Origin of the sequence: Salinirussus salinus, assembly GCF_009831455.1 — an archaeon.
Classification (GTDB): domain Archaea; phylum Halobacteriota; class Halobacteria; order Halobacteriales; family Haloarculaceae; genus Salinirussus; species Salinirussus salinus.
The window spans coordinates 323,955-338,504 of the sequence record NZ_WOWO01000003.1; the positions used below are offsets into that span (position 1 = coordinate 323,955).

The window sequence follows — 14,550 nt, forward strand, 5'->3', positions numbered from 1 at the left end:
CGCCGGGGCCGGCTCACGCGATGAGCGAGAACAGCAGGTAGGCACCGGTGACCGACAGCGCCGGCGTGATCACCCAGAGGCTGACGATCCGGGCGGTCGCCGCGGGGTCGAAGAGGCTCTCGGCGGGCAACTCCTCCGGGCGCTCCTCGCCGATCGGTGCGACCTCCGCGCCGGGCTCCTCGGGCACCTCGCCCTCGGCGAGGTCGCCGACGGTCGGGCCGGCACCTCCCTCCTCGGGGTCGGTGCCCGGGGGCGCCGACAGCGCGCCCGTACTGAACTCGGGGGACTCGGCGCCCGCCCCGCCGCCACCGCCGCCGGCGTCCCCGGCGCTGCCGGCACCCGCGCCGGTCCCCGCCGGGGACTCGGCGGGCGTCGCTATCTCGACCAGCGTCCGGGCGCGGCTGGCCCGTCCCCACCCCAGCCCGATGATGCAGCAGGTCGTGCTCACCGCGAGACTGGCGGGGATCCCGAGGTAGGAGAGAACAGTGATGATCGTCGCGCCGACCGTCGAGACGATCAGTGCTGCGAGGATCGGGAGGTCGGTGATGTCGTCGCCGACGGTCGCGAGCGTCCGGCGGGCGATGGTGAACCCGCCGAGGCCGATCGAGGCGACCGCCAGCAGGATGGCGGGGTCGGCCTCGACGCTCCCGTTGCCGACCAGCGGCGCGACCGCGTTGGCGGCGTTGGAGGCGCCGGCGCTGAAGCCCATGTAGCAGGCGATGGCGACCACCAGCGCGGAGCCGAGCAGGTCACGCGGGGCGACGTCGGCGTCGAGCCGGGGTCGGGGGAGCCGGCCGTCCGTGTCGATGCCGACCAGCGGGTTTTCCAGGCGTCCGAAGGCGAATTTCGCGTCGAGATACGGGTAGAGATACCGGCCGACGACGACGCCGACACCGAAGGCCAGCAGCGGGGCGACGACCCACGCCGAGAGGATGGTGAACATCAGCGCGGCGTTGAGCGTCCCGGTCGCCAGTCCGAGCCCGACGATGGCGCCGACGGCGGTCATCGACGTCGAGGCGGGCACGCCGTAGATGTTCGAGACCAGCAGCGAGAGCCCCGTAAAGAAGAGGACGCCAACGCTGGCTTCGGGTGTGAACACTGCCGCGTCGACGATCCCGCTGCTCATCGTCTCGATGACGTTGCGCCCGACCGTCCAGGCCCCGAGGAAGGCAAAGAGGGTGAACAGCGCGCCCGCGGTGACCTTCCTGACGATCCGGCTCCCGACCGCCGGCCCGAAGGCCACGCCGGTCGAGGAGCCGCCGATGTTGAAGCCGACGAACACCGCAACCCCGAGCCCGACGACGATCAGCGGCTCGACCATACCGGCTTCTCCGGTTCCCGCCGAATGTATGTTGGTGTTCCGCCATCGTCGCCGGCCACCGTGTGCTGTCGTGTCATACTTGTCGGCCGGCAGCGTAGCCGGGACATGGTCTCGCGCGTTCTCGTCGCGGTCGACGGCTCCGAGGTGGCCGAACAGGCGCTCAGATACGCGCTCGATGCACACCCCGACGCCGAGGTGACGGTGCTGACTGTCGTGGGCGTCCCCTCGGCGATGTTCGGGGAGGCGACGGCGATCGCCCTCTCGGAGGACCCCGACCGCTCCATCGAGGAACACGCCGAGCCGGTGCTCGAGCGCGTCCGGGCGGTCGCCGCCGAGTGTGACGCCGAGGTGACAACCGAGGCCGCCGCCGGCCACCCCGCGCGGACGATCCTCGACCGGGCCGGAGCGTACGACGTGGTCGTGGTCGGGAGCCACGGCGGCTCGCTGGCCGACCGGCTGTTCGTCGGCAACGTCGCGGAGTCGGTCGTCCGCCACTCGCCGGTGCCCGTCACGGTCGTCCGCTGACCAGGGACCGGCACTCGTAAGCTCCGAGCGGCCGAGGCCGGGGTATGGAGTTCGACACGTATCTGGTCACGCAGGCCTCCCTCTCCGAGGGACGGTCGACCCCCGAGGTGGTCGCGGCAGCCATCGAGGGTGGTGTCGACGTCGTCCAGGTCCGCGAGAAGGACACGCCCGCCCGCGAGCGGCTGGCGGTCGCCCGCGAGGTCCGCGAGCAGACCCGTGCCGCGGGCGTCCCCCTCATCGTCAACGACCGCGTCGACATCGCCGTCGCGGCCGAGGCCGACGGCGTCCACCTCGGCGACGGCGACCTGCCCGTCGCCGCGGCCCGCGAGCAACTCGGCGAGGACGCTCTCATCGGCCGGTCAGTCTCGACGCCCGGGGCCGCCCGCGAGGCCGAACGAGCGGGGGCGGACTACCTCGGCGTCGGCGCCGTCTACGCCACCGGCTCGAAGGAGGACATCGACGACGAGGAGTACGAGGTCGGCCTGGAGCGCGTCCGCGAGGTCGCCGAGGCCGTCGACATCCCCTTCGTGGGGATCGGCGGCGTCACACCCGAGAACGCCGCCGAGGTGGTCGCGGCTGGCGCCGACGGCGTGGCGGTCATCACCGCCATCACCGCCGCCGAGAACCCGGTGCGGGCCACTCGCAAACTCGGCGAGGCGGTCGCCGAGGGCCGGCGACGCCGCGAGAGCGCGGGCCTGGAGGGGGCAGCGTGACCGCGCCCGACCCCGCCGACCTCTCGCTCGCGGACCTCGATGCAGTTGCCGAGGCCGCACCGCTTGTCAACGCCGTCACGAACAACGTGACCGTCAACGACGTCGCGCAGGTGGTCCTCCACTGGGGCGGGCTCCCGGTGATGTCCGACGACGAGCGCGAGGTGGGGACGATGGTCGCCGGCGCCGACGCCTGCCTGCTGAACATGGGGACCGTAAGCAAGGCCGGCGAGGCGACCATGCTCGAGGCCGGCGAGTCCGCAAACGAGCACGGCGTCCCGGTCGTGGTCGACCCCGTGGGCGTGGGCGCGACGCCCACCCGCGACCGCGTGGCCGAGCGGCTGGTCAGCGAGGTCGACGTCGCCGCGATCAAGGGCAACTACGGGGAGATCACGGCGCTGGTCGGCGAGGGCGCCGAGGTCCGGGGCGTCGAGTCCGTCGGCGAGTACAGCGACATCGCCGCCACCGCGGTCGCCTGTGCGCAGGCCTACGACACCGTCGTCGTCGCCTCCGGCGAGACTGATATCGTCGCCACGGGCGAGGCCGCCTACGAGGTGACCGCCGGCCACCCGATGATGGGCGAGGTCGTCGGAACCGGCTGCATGCTCGGGGGCACCGTCGCCACGCTCGCGGGCGCGCTCGAGGACGCCGAGGCCGCCTTGCTCGGGACTGCGGCGTTCGGGCTGGCGGGCGAGGCGGCCGCCGCCGAGCAGTTCGGCGCCTACCACGGCCCGGCGAGCTACCACGTCGCGTTCAAGGACGCGATCGCGAACGTCCGCGACGCCGACACCGACGGCGTCGCCGCCCGCGTCGGGCGGGTCTGACAGCGCTCCGTCCGCTCTTCCCTCCGACCTCAGTCCGACAGCGAGCAGCGTCCGGTGTAGCTGCCGCCGGACAGCGAGTCGATGGGGTCGGACCCGCAGACCGGGCAGTCGGGGTCGGCGGTGACGGGGACGAAGTCGGTGGTGAGGTGTTTGGCGTCGTAGACCAGCAGCCGCCCCTCCAGCGTGTCGCCGACGTCCATCAACAGTTTGAGCGCCTCGGTCGCCTGGACCGAGCCGACGGTGCCGGTGACCGCGCCGAACACGCCGGCCTCGGCGCAGTCCGGCACTGTGCCCTCCGGAGGGGCCTCGGGGAACAGACACCGGTAGCAGGGCTCGCCGCCCGAGAAGGTGGTGGTCTGACCCTCGAAGCGGTAGACCGCGCCGTGGGTCAGCGGCGTGTCCTCGAGGACGCAGGCGTCGTTGAGCACGAACCGGGTCGGGAAGTTGTCGGAGGCGTCGACCACGACGTCGTAGTCGGCGACCAGGTCGGCGGCGTTGCCCTCGTCGACGTCCCCGTAGGTCTCGACGTCGACGTGGGGGTTCTGGTCGGCGACGTACTCGGCGGCGCTCTCGGTCTTCGAGCGGCCGACGTCGTCGGTCCCGTGAACGATCTGGCGCTGGAGGTTGCTGCGCTCGACGACGTCGCCGTCGGCGATCCCGAGCCGGCCGACGCCCGCCGCGGCGAGATACTGGATGGCCGGCGAGCCCAGCCCGCCCGCGCCCACGACGAGCACCGACCCGTCCGAAATGGCGCCCTGTCCCTCCGGCCCGACCTCGTCGAGGATGATCTGCCGGGAGTACCTGTCGAGTTGTTCGGCGTCGAGGTTCATACCCTCCGGTTGACGGGCCGGGAGCAAAAGTTGTCCGGCGCGTCACACACCGATCGGCCGGCGGGGTTCGGGTATCGCGCCGTCAGCAGTCGTACAGCGCGCGGTACTTGTCGTCGACGTAATCGAGGAAGTGGTCGGCAGTGAAGGGTTCGCCGGTGGCCTCCTCGACCAGCTCCGGGGTAGTATAGCGGGCGCCGTGGCTGTGAACCTGCTCGCGGAGCCACTCGCGGATCGGGTCGAACTCGCCGGCGCGGACCCGGGCGTCGACGTCGATGTCCTCGCGGGCGGCGGCGTCGATCTGGGCGGCCAGCACCGACCCCAGCGTGTAGGTGGGGAAGTAGCCGAAGGAGCCGTGGGTCCAGTGGATGTCCTGGAGACACCCCTCCGCGTCGTTGTCGGGCCGGAAGCCCAGATACTCCTCCATCTTGTCGTTCCAGACCGCCGGCACCTCGCTCACCTCCAGGTCGCCGCGGATGAGGTCGCGCTCGATCTCGAAGCGGAGGATGATGTGCATGTGGTAGGTGAGCTCGTCGGCCTCGACCCGGATCGGGTTGTCGTCGTAGACCTCGTTTGCGACCTCGTAACACTCCCGAGGGGTGACCGACTCCCCGAGGTGCTCCTCGACGGTCGGCGCAAAGAGCTCCCAGAAGGCCGCCGAGCGGCCGACGTGGTTCTCCCAGAACCGCGACTGGGACTCGTGGACCGTCAGGTCCCGGTCCTCGCCCAGCGGCGTCCCGTAGGCCTCCCGGGGGAGCCCCTGCATGTAGGTCGCGTGGCCGAACTCGTGGACCGTCGGGCCCACCGACTCCAGGGGGTTCTCCGGGTCGAATCGGGTCGTGATCCGGGCGTCGAACTGCGTGCCCATCGTGAACGGATGGGTCGACGTATCCAGCCGGCCCCGCTCGAAGTCGTAGCCCAGGAGATCCAGCGCGTCCCGGACCATTTCCTCCTGGATCTCGACGTCGTAGCTCCCCTCGAAAGGGTCGGCCAGCTCGGCGTCGCTGTCGGCGATATCCTCGACCAGCGGCGGGAGCTCGTCGGCCAGCCGCTCCAGCACCCGCTCGGCGGTGTCGACCCCCAGGTAGGGCTCGTACTCCTCGAACAGCACCTCGTAGGGGTCGCGGTCGGGGTCGATGGCCTCGGCGTACTCCCGGCGCAACTGCACCAGCTCCTCCAGCTCGTCCTCGAAGGCCTCGAACTCCGAATCCTCGCGGGCCTGCTCCCAGACCGGCAGCGCCTCGGAGGTCTTCCGGGAGAGGCGCTCGACCAGCTCCTCGGGCACGCGCTTGGCGCGCTCGTGTTCCCGGCGGACCTCCCGGACGACGGCCTGCTGGTCGCCGTCGAGGTCGGCGTCCTCGAGTTCGTCGAGGTAGCCCGCGAGCTCGTCGTCGGTCAGCATCTCGTGGCTGACCGCCGACAGCGCGGACTGCTGTTTCGAGCGGGCGGGAGTCCCACCCTCGGGCATCATCACCTGCTGGTCCCAGTTCAGCAGGCCGGCCGCGTCGTTGACGTAGGTCATTCGCTCGACGTGTGCCTCGAAGGCGTCGTAGGTACTCATCGGCCGGGAATTGCGGCCCGAAAACAATCAATGCGGCGGGTTCGGGACGGTACGGGAGCGGCCGGACCCGTCAGCTCTCGATGGGGATCTCCCGGCCGCGGGCGGTCGCGTCGACTTCCGCCGGCAGGCGGACCTCGAGGATGCCGTTGTTGTAGGAGGCGACGATCCCCTCCTCGTCGACCCGTCGGGGGAACCGGAACCGCCGGTGGTAGGTGCGACGGCGGTTGTGCCGCTCGTCCTCGCTCTCGGCGGCGACGTTGAGCACGCCGTCGTCCCACGTCACCGTGACGTCCTCGGGGTCGAACCCCGGCATCTCGACGCTGAGGACGAACTCGTCGCCCTCCTCGTACAGTTCGTAGTCGTTACTCCCGGTCCCGAAGAGCTGGCTCGGGAAGTCGAGGCCTTGCAGCCAGGAGTCGGTCGGTGTCGTCGGCAGTGCCATGGCTGGTCACCTCGGTTCCAATCGTTGCTTGTTCGCGGTTCTATAAAAATTTGTCTATTCGCGAGACTATGTTACACACCAACACTTGTGGAACGCCCCGGAACGGGCTCCGTGTCCCCACCGCTCACAGCCGCTCGGCGACCCCGCGATAGATGCGCTCACAGCGCTCGATCACTTCGGGGGAGACGCTCTCGTCGGCGGTGTGTGCCTCCCCGGGTTCGGCGGCGCCACAGACCACGCAGGTCGTCCCCGCCCCGGCCAGCCAGCCGGCGTCGGTAGCGTGGGGTTTGACCACCTGCTTGGGGTCGCCGTGCTGGACGGGCCGGGCCGCCCGGACGACCAGGTCGGCGAAGTCGGGGTCGCCACACGCCATCGGCGGGAGGTCCTGGTCGACCTCCCAGGTGACACCCTCGACCTCCTCGACGCGCTCCAGGGGCGCGCGCTCGCCGGGGACGGTCCGCTCGTCGACGGTCGCCTCGCAGGCCTCGGGGATGACGTTCCAGGCAGTCCCCCCGTGGATCTCCGTGACCACGACCGACCCCCGGAGCTCGTGGCCCAGAACCTCGGCTGTGGGGCCCTCCATGTCGCGGATGACATCGACGGCGTCGCCCGCGCGGTAGATGGCGTTCTCGCCGGCCGCGGGCTCGCTGGCGTGGGCGGCCGCACCGGCGGCGCGAACCGTCGACCCCCGCCGGCCCTTGTGGGCGACGGCGACGTCGGTGACGCCGGGCGCGGAGTACCCCGTCGACCCCTCGCCGACGACGGCGTAGTCCGGCGCGAATCCCCCGTCGATGGCCGCACGGGCGCCGACGCCGCCCTGCTCCTCGCCGACGAAGGAGGCGAAGACGAGTTCGCAGTCCGGCGTCGCGTCCCGGAAGGCCACCATCGCGGCCGCCAGCGCCCCCTTCATGTCGGCGCTCCCGCGGCCGTACAGCCGCCCCGAGTGCTCCTCGAGGACGTACCCCCCTCCCGTTCCCTCGCCGGCGGTCTGTGACTCGTCGGGCGGCACCACGTCGTGGTGGCCGACCAGCGCCAGCGAGTCTGTTCCCTCCCCACCCGGTCCCCGGCGGCCGATGACGCTGCCGGCGTCGTCCCGTTCGACGGCGGCGTCGGTGTGCTCGCGGAGCCACCGCTCGATGTAGTCACCCGCTTCCCGTTCGTCCTCGTGGCTGGGGATGGCCACGAGCTGGCGGGCGAGTTCGCGTTCGTCCATGCGGGGGTGTGGACCGGACGGGTGTTGAGTCTGCCGTCGCGACCCCGGACGCGGACGTGCCCGGACGGGCCGTAGCGACACGTTACCGCCCGCCCGGTCGTTTCAACCGCCCGATAACTAACGCCCGGCTCCCCGTCGCGGCCGGCATGGGCCCCGTCCGGTCGGTCCCGGCGCTGTCCCCGCGCGCCCGCTCCCGCCTCCTGTGGGGGCTGGCAGTCGCCGGCTTCGTCGTCGGCGACGCGGCGACGACGCTCGCCGGGCTCTCGACCGCGGGGGTCGTCGAGACCGGCCCCCTCGTCGGACCGCTGCTGCGCCGGCACGGCCTCGGCGTCATCCCGCTCGTGAAGCTCGGGACGGTCGTCGCCGGCTACGCCGCGTGGCGGCTCCTCCCCGCTCCCCACGCCGCGGGCATTCCCCTGGGGCTGGCGCTGGTCGGCGTCGCCGCGACCGGCTGGAACCTCTCCGTCCTGCTCGGCGTCTGACGGTGCGCATCACGGCCCTTATCAACGAACGCGGCGAAGGTCGGGTATGGAGATCGTTCCGGACACGAGCGTCGTCGTCGACGGTCGGGTGTCCGAGCGGGTACGCGCCGACGCAGACGCCGACTCGACGGCCGCCGGCACGGGCTTTGCCGGCGCGACCGTCGTCGTCCCCGAGGCGGTCGTCGGCGAGCTCGAAGCACAGGCAAACGACGGCCGCGAGACCGGGTGGGAGGGGCTGGCGGAGCTCCAGCGCCTCGTGGAGCTGGACGCCGACGGCACTATCGACGTCGAGTACGTCGGCCGCCGCCCCCAGGCGATCGAGAAGCGCGAGGCCGGCGAGGGGGAGGTCGACGCGCTCATCCGCGAGGTCGCGGAGGACCGCGCCGCCACCCTGGTGACCAGCGACGACGTCCAGGCCGAGGTCGCCCGCGCGAAGGGGCTGGACGTGGAGTTTCTCGACCCCCGCTCCCGCGAGCGGGCCGTCGAGGGGCTGGCGATCGAGCGCTTTTTCGACGAAGGGACGATGAGTGTCCACCTCAAGACCGGGGTCGTCCCGATGGCCAAACGCGGGACGATCGGCGACATGCACTACGAAGCGGTCGGCGACGAGGTCCTGACCGACGACCAACTGCGCGATTTCGCCGCGGACATCGAGGAAGCAACGCGGGACAGCCCCGAGGGGTTCGTGGAGCTGGACCAGCCGGGGATGACGATCGTCCAGTTCCGCCAGTTCCGGGTCGCCATCGCCCGTCCGCCCTTCGCCGACGGGCGGGAGATCACGGCGGTCCGGCCGATCGTCAAGACCGAACTGGACGACTACGAGCACGCCGACGAACTGCGCGACCGCCTCGCCGAGCGCCAGCGCGGCGTGCTCATCTCCGGCGCGCCCGGGGCCGGGAAATCGACGTTCGCCCAGGCCGTCGCCGAGTACCTCGCCGACGCCGACTACGCGGTCAAGACCATGGAGAAACCACGGGACCTCCAGGTCGGGCCGAACATCACCCAGTACACCGAACTCGGCGGGAGCATGGCCAACACCGCGGACTCGCTGTTGATGGTCCGGCCCGACTACACCATCTACGACGAGGTCCGCAAGACCGACGACTTCGAGGTGTTCGCGGACATGCGCCTGGCGGGCGTGGGGATGGTCGGGGTCGTCCACGCCACCCGCGCGATCGACGCCCTCCAGCGGCTGATCGGCCGCGTCGAACTCGGCCTCATTCCGCAGGTCGTCGACACCGTCGTCTACATCGAGGCCGGCCAGGTGGAGAAGGTATACGACGTGAAGACGGAAGTCAAGGTGCCGGAGGGGCTGATGGAGGAGGACCTCGCCCGACCGGTCATCCTCGTGCGCGATTTCGAGACCGGACGCCCCGAGTACGAGATCTACACCTTCAACCGACAGGTCGTCACCGTGCCGCTCGGAGGGGACGAGGGGGACGGCAGTCCCGGCGCTCCCACCGAGTCCGGCGTCGACCGGATCGCCAAACAGGAGGTCGAACGCGAGATCCGCTCGGTCGCCAGCGGCCACGTCGAGGTGGAGTTGCGAGGCCGGGACCGGGCCGTGGTGTGGGTCGAGGACGCGGACATCTCCGGCGTTATCGGCAAGGGTGGCGGCCGGATATCCGACATCGAGAACCGCCTCGGGATCGACATCGACGTCCGAACCTTCAGCGAGCGCGGCGGGGGCGCCGGCGGGTCCGGGCCCGGCGGCTCCAGCGGCCGGCAAGGCGCCGGAGGGAAGGCAGTCACGCCGGAGATCACCAGCCGGCACGTCATCATCCCGCTGGAGGGACACGCCGGCGAGACCGTCGAGGTCGAGGCCGACGGCGAGTACCTGTTCACCGCCACGGTCTCCCGCGGCGGGGAGATCCAGGTCTCGCGCGGGTCGGCGATCGCGGAGGAACTGGAGTCGGCCATCGACCGCGGGAAGACGGTCACCGTTTCCCCGTCGTGACGGACACCTCCCCGGTAGGCGGGGCTGGCAGGTCGCGGCGAAGTAGCAAAGAGAGAACGGAAACGCCGGAGCCCGTCAGTCCGATACGGCCGCTTCCGGGGCCGACTCCTCGGTGATCTCGTAGAGGTTCTGTCGCGCGTCCGCGAAGTAGACGTCCTCCTCGACTACCCCCACCTCGTCGAGCCGTTCGAGCGCGTACCGTACCGTGCGCGCGGAGAGCATCGACTCCTCGACGATCCCCTTCTGTGTCAGCGGGCCGTTGTACTCAAGCACCTTGTAGACCAGTTTCGCGCTCGGGGGGAGGTCCGCGATCCCGTCCCCATCGGTTTCTGACATCGGGGTGATCTGTGCGCGCCGGCTGTATAAAGATTGAGGGATTGTGTCGGCTACTCGCCGGAGTCTTCGCCCGCCGATTCTGCCCCGGCCGACGCTCCCTCGGCGCCGCTCAGCACGGACTCCCGCGGGAAGACCAGAAAGCCGACCAGCATCCCCGCCGCGCCGCTGGCGCTCATCCCGACCCCGAGCCACAGCCGCCCGTGCCGGAACGTGGTCACCGCCACGACCAGCCCGACGACGACCATGTACAGCCCGTACAGAAGCAGGGCCGTCCCGGCCGCCCCGGTCGCGGTCGCGACCCGCGCGTCGGGGTCGTCAAGCGTATCGACCGCGGCCCAGGTCACCAGCAACCCCGCGCCGCCGCCGTTGACCAGCAGGCTTCGCAGGATGTCGTGTCCGGTCACCAGGTCCGCGAGAAACCCGACCGCGCCGCCGGCGAACGCTATCAACCCCACCAGAAAGAGCAGCGGTGCCGTCACCGGCCGCGAGGCGTCTTCTTGCGTTCCGTCGGCCCCGGCCGTTGTTCCGTCGTGGTCGGGCCCGGCCGTCGGTCCGCCGTCGTCGGCCCCGGAGTCCCCGACTGTGGAGCCACTTCCCGTCCCCGGCGCCGACTCCCCCGACCGGTCATCGGTCATACCCCTCACACGCCCGGCGCGGGCAAAAAACCGCCGGGGCTGTGGCCGCGACGCTGACGGGGCTGCGACCGCGCTCCCGGCGGTCGGGTCGGCCGCCGCCGGCAGACGCCGGGGAACGAACGGCTTTTGGGGACGGATAGCCGACCTGTGGGTATGGCTACCGAGAGCGGCGAGGGGTTCAGCCCGCACGTCCGCGGGGTGACCGTCACCACGCTCGCCACGATCATGGGTGTGGCCGCCGGCGTCGGGTCCGCGCTGCTGACGACCGGTCCCACCGACCGGACCGGCCTCTTCCTGATGATCGGGGCGCTGTTGCTCCAGCTGCCGGTCCTCCACCTCCTCGGGATCGACGTCAGCGAGTTCGGGATCAAGGACAACCTCTACGTCGCGTTCATGACCTTCGCAATGTGGTTTGTCACCTGGGGACTGCTCCTGACTGCCGGCGCCGGGCTGTAACGATGGCCGACGACAGCATCGCCGTGGTCGACCTCGACAGGTGTCAGCCCGACCGCTGTAACTACGAGTGCGCGAACTTCTGTCCGCCAAACCGGACGGGTAAAGAGTGCATCATCACCCGCGAGGAACGCTACGAGGCCGACGAGCCCCACGCCGGCGACCCCGACCAGGTGTGGATCTCCGAGGACATCTGCCTGGGCGAGTCCTGTGGCATCTGCGTCGAGAAATGTCCCTTCGACGCCATCCAGATCATCAACCTCCCGCAGGAACTTGAGGACGAGCCGGTCCACCGCTACGGCGAGAACGCCTTCGCCCTCTACGGGCTCCCGGCGCCCCAGGACGGCCAGGTGACGGGCATCCTTGGCCCCAACGGGATCGGGAAGACGACGGCCGTCCGCATCCTCGCCGACGAACTCGCCCCCAACCTGGGGCGGGTCGGCGACGAGCCCGACTGGGCGGACATCCTCGAGGAGTACCGCGGGACCGCCCTCCAGGACTATCTGGAGGCGATGCGGGAGGGCGAGGTGACCGTTGCCCGCAAGCCACAGTACGTCGACCAGATCCCCGACCAGTTCGACGGGACGACCCGCGCGCTCCTGGAGCGGACCGACGAGCGCGGTGCGCTCGACGAGCTGGTCGAGCGGCTCTCGATCGGCCCCGTGGTCGACCAGGACATCGACACCCTCTCGGGCGGGGAGCTCCAGCGGGTCGCGCTGGCCGCGACGCTCGCCCGCGACGCCGACTTCTACTTTCTCGACGAGATCACCCCCTACCTGGACATCGGACAGCGGATGACCGCCGCCCGGCTGGTCCGCGAACTCGCCGACGAGGGCGGGCGCTCGATGCTCGTCGTCGAGCACGACCTCGCCATCCTCGACCTGCTGGCGGACAACATCCACGTCGCCTACGGCGAACCCGGCGCCTTCGGCGTGATCACCACGCCCAAATCAACCACCAACGGGGTCAACGAGTACATCTCGGGGTATCTGGAGGCCGAGAACATGCGGATCCGGGAGACCACCATCGAGTTCGAGGAGCACGCCCCCCGAACGCAGTCGACCGGCGAGACGGTCATCGAGTACCCCGACCTCGCGAAGAGCTACGGCGAGGGGGAGTTCTCGCTGACCGTCGAGGGCGGGACGATCCGCGAAAACGAGGTGCTCGGCGTCGTCGGCCCCAACGGGATCGGGAAGTCGACGTTCGCACAGCTGCTCGCGGGCCGGCTCGAACCCGACGAGGGCGAGGTGCCCGCCCGGCTCGACATCGCCTACAAGCCCCAGTACATCGAGATCGACCAGCCGATGCGCGTCGACGCCTTCCTCTCCTCCATTACTGACGACTTCGGCTCCTCGTACTGGACGACGGAGATCGCCCAGCCCCTCCAGCTTGATGCGGTGATGGAACAGCAGCTCACCGACCTCTCGGGCGGGGAGCGCCAGCGGGTCGCCATCGCCGCCTGCCTCTCGGAGGATGCCGACCTCTACCTGCTCGACGAGCCCTCCGCCCATCTCGACGTCGAACAGCGGGTGCTCGCGACCTCGGCGATCCGCCGGTACGCCGAGAACCACGACGCCACCGCGCTGGTCATCGACCACGACATCTACATGGTCGACCTGCTCAGCGACCGGCTGCTGGTCTTCGAGGGCGAACCTGCCGAACGTGGCCACGCCGCCCCTCCGCAAGGGATGCGCGAGGGGATGAACGACTTCCTCTCGAACCTCGATATCACCTTCCGCCGGGACGAGCGCACCGCCCGGCCCCGCATCAACAAGCCGGGCAGCCAGCTCGACCGCGAGCAGAAGAGTCAGGGCGAGTACTACTACGCGCCCTGAGCGGGCCCCCTTCCGCGGGAGGAACGGGCCGGCGGCTCGGTGCGTGGAAGACGGAAAACGATAGCCATCCGCGGTCGTTCGGCCCGTCCGTTCAGCCCTCGATCTCGCCGGGGTCGCCGGTGTCGGGCTCGGCGCCGGCGACGGCCTCGTCGAGCCCGTCCGCGACGGCCTCCGAGAGCCGGGTGTCCTCCTCGTCGAGTTCGCGGTCCGTGGGGTTCTCGTCCTGTTCCTCGGTGACCGTCTCGTCGCCCGTGACGGAGACGAAGATCGACCCGAGCTCCTCCGTCCGGGAGCGCCGTTGGCTTTCACTCATTACACTCTACTGTATAGCCCCCATCCGCATACCACTGCCACCTAACAGAGTTGGGTCACGGCGCGTGCGCCTGTGCACGGCCAACGCAAGGCAGATTCGCCGACACGAGGCGCTCGCTCCCGCCCGGTTCAGAGCACGTTCCGGTTGCAGGAGCCACAGAGGGTCTCCTCCTTGACGTCGACCTCGCGGACGGTGGGTGAGAAGTTCATGACACAGCGTTTGTTGTCGCAGTGCTCGAGCCCGAGCGTGTGTCCGACCTCGTGGACGACCTCCTTGCGGACGCGGTCGGCGAAGATGTCGTCGGCAGAGCGGTTCGAGAAACCGCCGTCCGAGGAGGTGTTCAGCCGGTAGGTGGAGATGACGCTGCCGCTGCCACCCAGGTACGCCAGGCCGAACACGTAGTTGCGCCGGTGGTAGAACAGGTCCTTGGGGGTGATGGCGATGTTTTTCTCCCCGCTCCCGACCCGCTTTGCGAGGTCGATGAACTCCTCGGCGCGGTACTGGTCGCGCCCGGAATCGTAGGACCCGGCAGGGACCGATTGCGAGTCGTGGACCGTCACCTCGCAGTCGTAGACGGTCCGCAGGCCGGCGGAAGCCTCCCGCTTGACCACAGCGTCGACGTTATCCACCGGCACGATGTCGACGTGCATGCGAACGCATATGTGTGGGACCGGTATAAAAATCTCGCGTGCTCGCGGACAGACGCCACACGCTCGTCACACGCCTGTCGGACTGCGAGCGGGTCGTCGAAGTCGGAGTCGGCCGCCGTCCCGGGGTCGCTGCCGACCTCGCCGAGCGAGGCGTCGACGTGACGGCCACGGACGTCCGGGACCGCTCCACACCGGAGGGCGTCCGCTTCGTCCGCGACGACGTCACCGACCCCGACCTCCAGGTCTATCGCGACGCCGACGCCATCTACGCGTGCCACTGCCCGCCCGAACTCCAGCGCCCCGCCCGCGACGTCGCCCGGGCCGTCGGTGCCCCCTTTCTGTTCACGACGCTCGGCGGCGACCCCGCCCTCGTCGAGACCCGCCGCGTGAGTGCCGGGGACGGCACCGTCTTCGTCGTCGATCCCGAGACGGACTCCCGTCCGGACCCGGCTGCCGGGGAGTGACG

Annotated in this window: 17 protein-coding genes; 8 read left to right on the forward strand and 9 right to left on the reverse strand. The window is 70.4% G+C overall.

Translation table 11 applies throughout. From position 1 onward, the window contains the following. Positions 1-13 precede the first annotated feature (13 nt). Complete coding sequence (locus tag GN153_RS11585) at positions 14-1,321, reverse strand: inorganic phosphate transporter (protein ID WP_159902915.1); 1,308 nt, start codon at positions 1,319-1,321, stop codon at positions 14-16. Positions 1,322-1,426: 105 nt separating this feature from the next. Here GN153_RS11585 and GN153_RS11590 point away from each other — a divergent pair, with 105 nt between their 5' ends. Genes GN153_RS11590 through thiM form a run of 3 tightly spaced genes read left to right on the forward strand, consistent with a single transcriptional unit; the run spans position 1,427 to position 3,380 of the window. Next, positions 1,427-1,846, forward strand: coding sequence for a universal stress protein (locus GN153_RS11590; protein WP_159902917.1), 420 nt, complete (start codon positions 1,427-1,429; stop codon positions 1,844-1,846). A gap of 44 nt (positions 1,847-1,890) precedes the next feature. Beyond that, positions 1,891-2,559 carry a thiamine phosphate synthase gene (thiE, locus tag GN153_RS11595; RefSeq protein WP_159902919.1) on the forward strand — a complete coding sequence of 223 codons (669 nt, stop codon included), beginning with the start codon at positions 1,891-1,893 and terminating at the stop codon, positions 2,557-2,559. Beyond that, entirely contained in the window at positions 2,556-3,380 is an 825-nt protein-coding gene (gene thiM, locus GN153_RS11600; RefSeq protein WP_159902921.1) for a hydroxyethylthiazole kinase, read from the forward strand. The genes thiE and thiM overlap by 4 nt, the downstream gene beginning before the upstream one ends. Before the next feature lie 29 nt (positions 3,381-3,409). On the opposite strand, the gene GN153_RS11605 is transcribed toward thiM, so the two are convergent. The 4 genes from GN153_RS11605 to GN153_RS11620 form a co-directional block, all read right to left on the reverse strand. Continuing rightward, complete coding sequence (locus GN153_RS11605; protein WP_159902923.1) at positions 3,410-4,210, reverse strand: HesA/MoeB/ThiF family protein; 801 nt, start codon at positions 4,208-4,210, stop codon at positions 3,410-3,412. An 82-nt stretch (positions 4,211-4,292) separates the two neighbouring features. Further along, positions 4,293-5,768 carry a carboxypeptidase M32 gene (locus tag GN153_RS11610; RefSeq protein ID WP_159902925.1) on the reverse strand — a complete coding sequence of 492 codons (1,476 nt, stop codon included), beginning with the start codon at positions 5,766-5,768 and terminating at the stop codon, positions 4,293-4,295. Between the two features lie 70 nt (positions 5,769-5,838). Next, on the reverse strand, positions 5,839-6,210 hold the full coding sequence (locus GN153_RS11615) for an Hsp20/alpha crystallin family protein (protein ID WP_159902927.1): 372 nt from the start codon (positions 6,208-6,210) through the stop codon (positions 5,839-5,841). A gap of 124 nt (positions 6,211-6,334) precedes the next feature. After that, positions 6,335-7,423: a M20 family metallopeptidase gene (locus GN153_RS11620; protein WP_159902929.1), complete on the reverse strand. Its 1,089-nt coding sequence runs from the start codon at positions 7,421-7,423 to the stop codon at positions 6,335-6,337. 146 nt (positions 7,424-7,569) lie between these two features. Here GN153_RS11620 and GN153_RS11625 point away from each other — a divergent pair, with 146 nt between their 5' ends. Further along, entirely contained in the window at positions 7,570-7,905 is a 336-nt protein-coding gene (locus tag GN153_RS11625) for a hypothetical protein (protein WP_159902931.1), read from the forward strand. A 46-nt stretch (positions 7,906-7,951) separates the two neighbouring features. Continuing rightward, positions 7,952-9,862 carry a PINc/VapC family ATPase gene (locus tag GN153_RS11630; RefSeq protein ID WP_159902933.1) on the forward strand — a complete coding sequence of 637 codons (1,911 nt, stop codon included), beginning with the start codon at positions 7,952-7,954 and terminating at the stop codon, positions 9,860-9,862. Positions 9,863-9,937: 75 nt separating this feature from the next. On the opposite strand, the gene GN153_RS11635 is transcribed toward GN153_RS11630, so the two are convergent. Together GN153_RS11635 and GN153_RS11640 are read right to left on the reverse strand one after the other, a co-directional pair. Beyond that, entirely contained in the window at positions 9,938-10,198 is a 261-nt protein-coding gene (locus GN153_RS11635) for a MarR family transcriptional regulator (protein WP_159902935.1), read from the reverse strand. 50 nt (positions 10,199-10,248) lie between these two features. After that, a complete protein-coding gene (locus tag GN153_RS11640; RefSeq protein WP_159902937.1) occupies positions 10,249-10,833 on the reverse strand; it encodes a hypothetical protein in 585 nt (194 codons plus the stop codon). 153 nt (positions 10,834-10,986) lie between these two features. Between GN153_RS11640 and GN153_RS11645 the strand changes: the two genes are divergently transcribed. Both GN153_RS11645 and GN153_RS11650 read left to right on the forward strand, forming a co-directional pair. Beyond that, positions 10,987-11,289, forward strand: a complete 303-nt coding sequence (locus GN153_RS11645) for an EMC6-like membrane protein (RefSeq protein WP_159902939.1) — start codon at positions 10,987-10,989, stop codon at positions 11,287-11,289. Positions 11,290-11,291: 2 nt separating this feature from the next. Further along, positions 11,292-13,121 carry a ribosome biogenesis/translation initiation ATPase RLI gene (locus GN153_RS11650; protein WP_159902941.1) on the forward strand — a complete coding sequence of 610 codons (1,830 nt, stop codon included), beginning with the start codon at positions 11,292-11,294 and terminating at the stop codon, positions 13,119-13,121. Between the two features lie 91 nt (positions 13,122-13,212). Here GN153_RS11650 and GN153_RS11655 read toward each other — a convergent pair whose 3' ends face one another. Both GN153_RS11655 and GN153_RS11660 read right to left on the reverse strand, forming a co-directional pair. Further along, on the reverse strand, positions 13,213-13,434 hold the full coding sequence (locus tag GN153_RS11655) for a hypothetical protein (RefSeq protein WP_159902943.1): 222 nt from the start codon (positions 13,432-13,434) through the stop codon (positions 13,213-13,215). Positions 13,435-13,562: 128 nt separating this feature from the next. After that, the gene (locus GN153_RS11660) at positions 13,563-14,084 is read right to left on the reverse strand and encodes an archaemetzincin family Zn-dependent metalloprotease (protein ID WP_159902945.1); all 522 of its coding nucleotides are present in this window, start codon (positions 14,082-14,084) and stop codon (positions 13,563-13,565) included. 38 nt (positions 14,085-14,122) lie between these two features. Between GN153_RS11660 and GN153_RS11665 the strand changes: the two genes are divergently transcribed. Continuing rightward, positions 14,123-14,548: a UPF0146 family protein gene (locus GN153_RS11665; protein WP_159902947.1), complete on the forward strand. Its 426-nt coding sequence runs from the start codon at positions 14,123-14,125 to the stop codon at positions 14,546-14,548. The last annotated feature ends 2 nt before the right edge of the window (positions 14,549-14,550 follow it).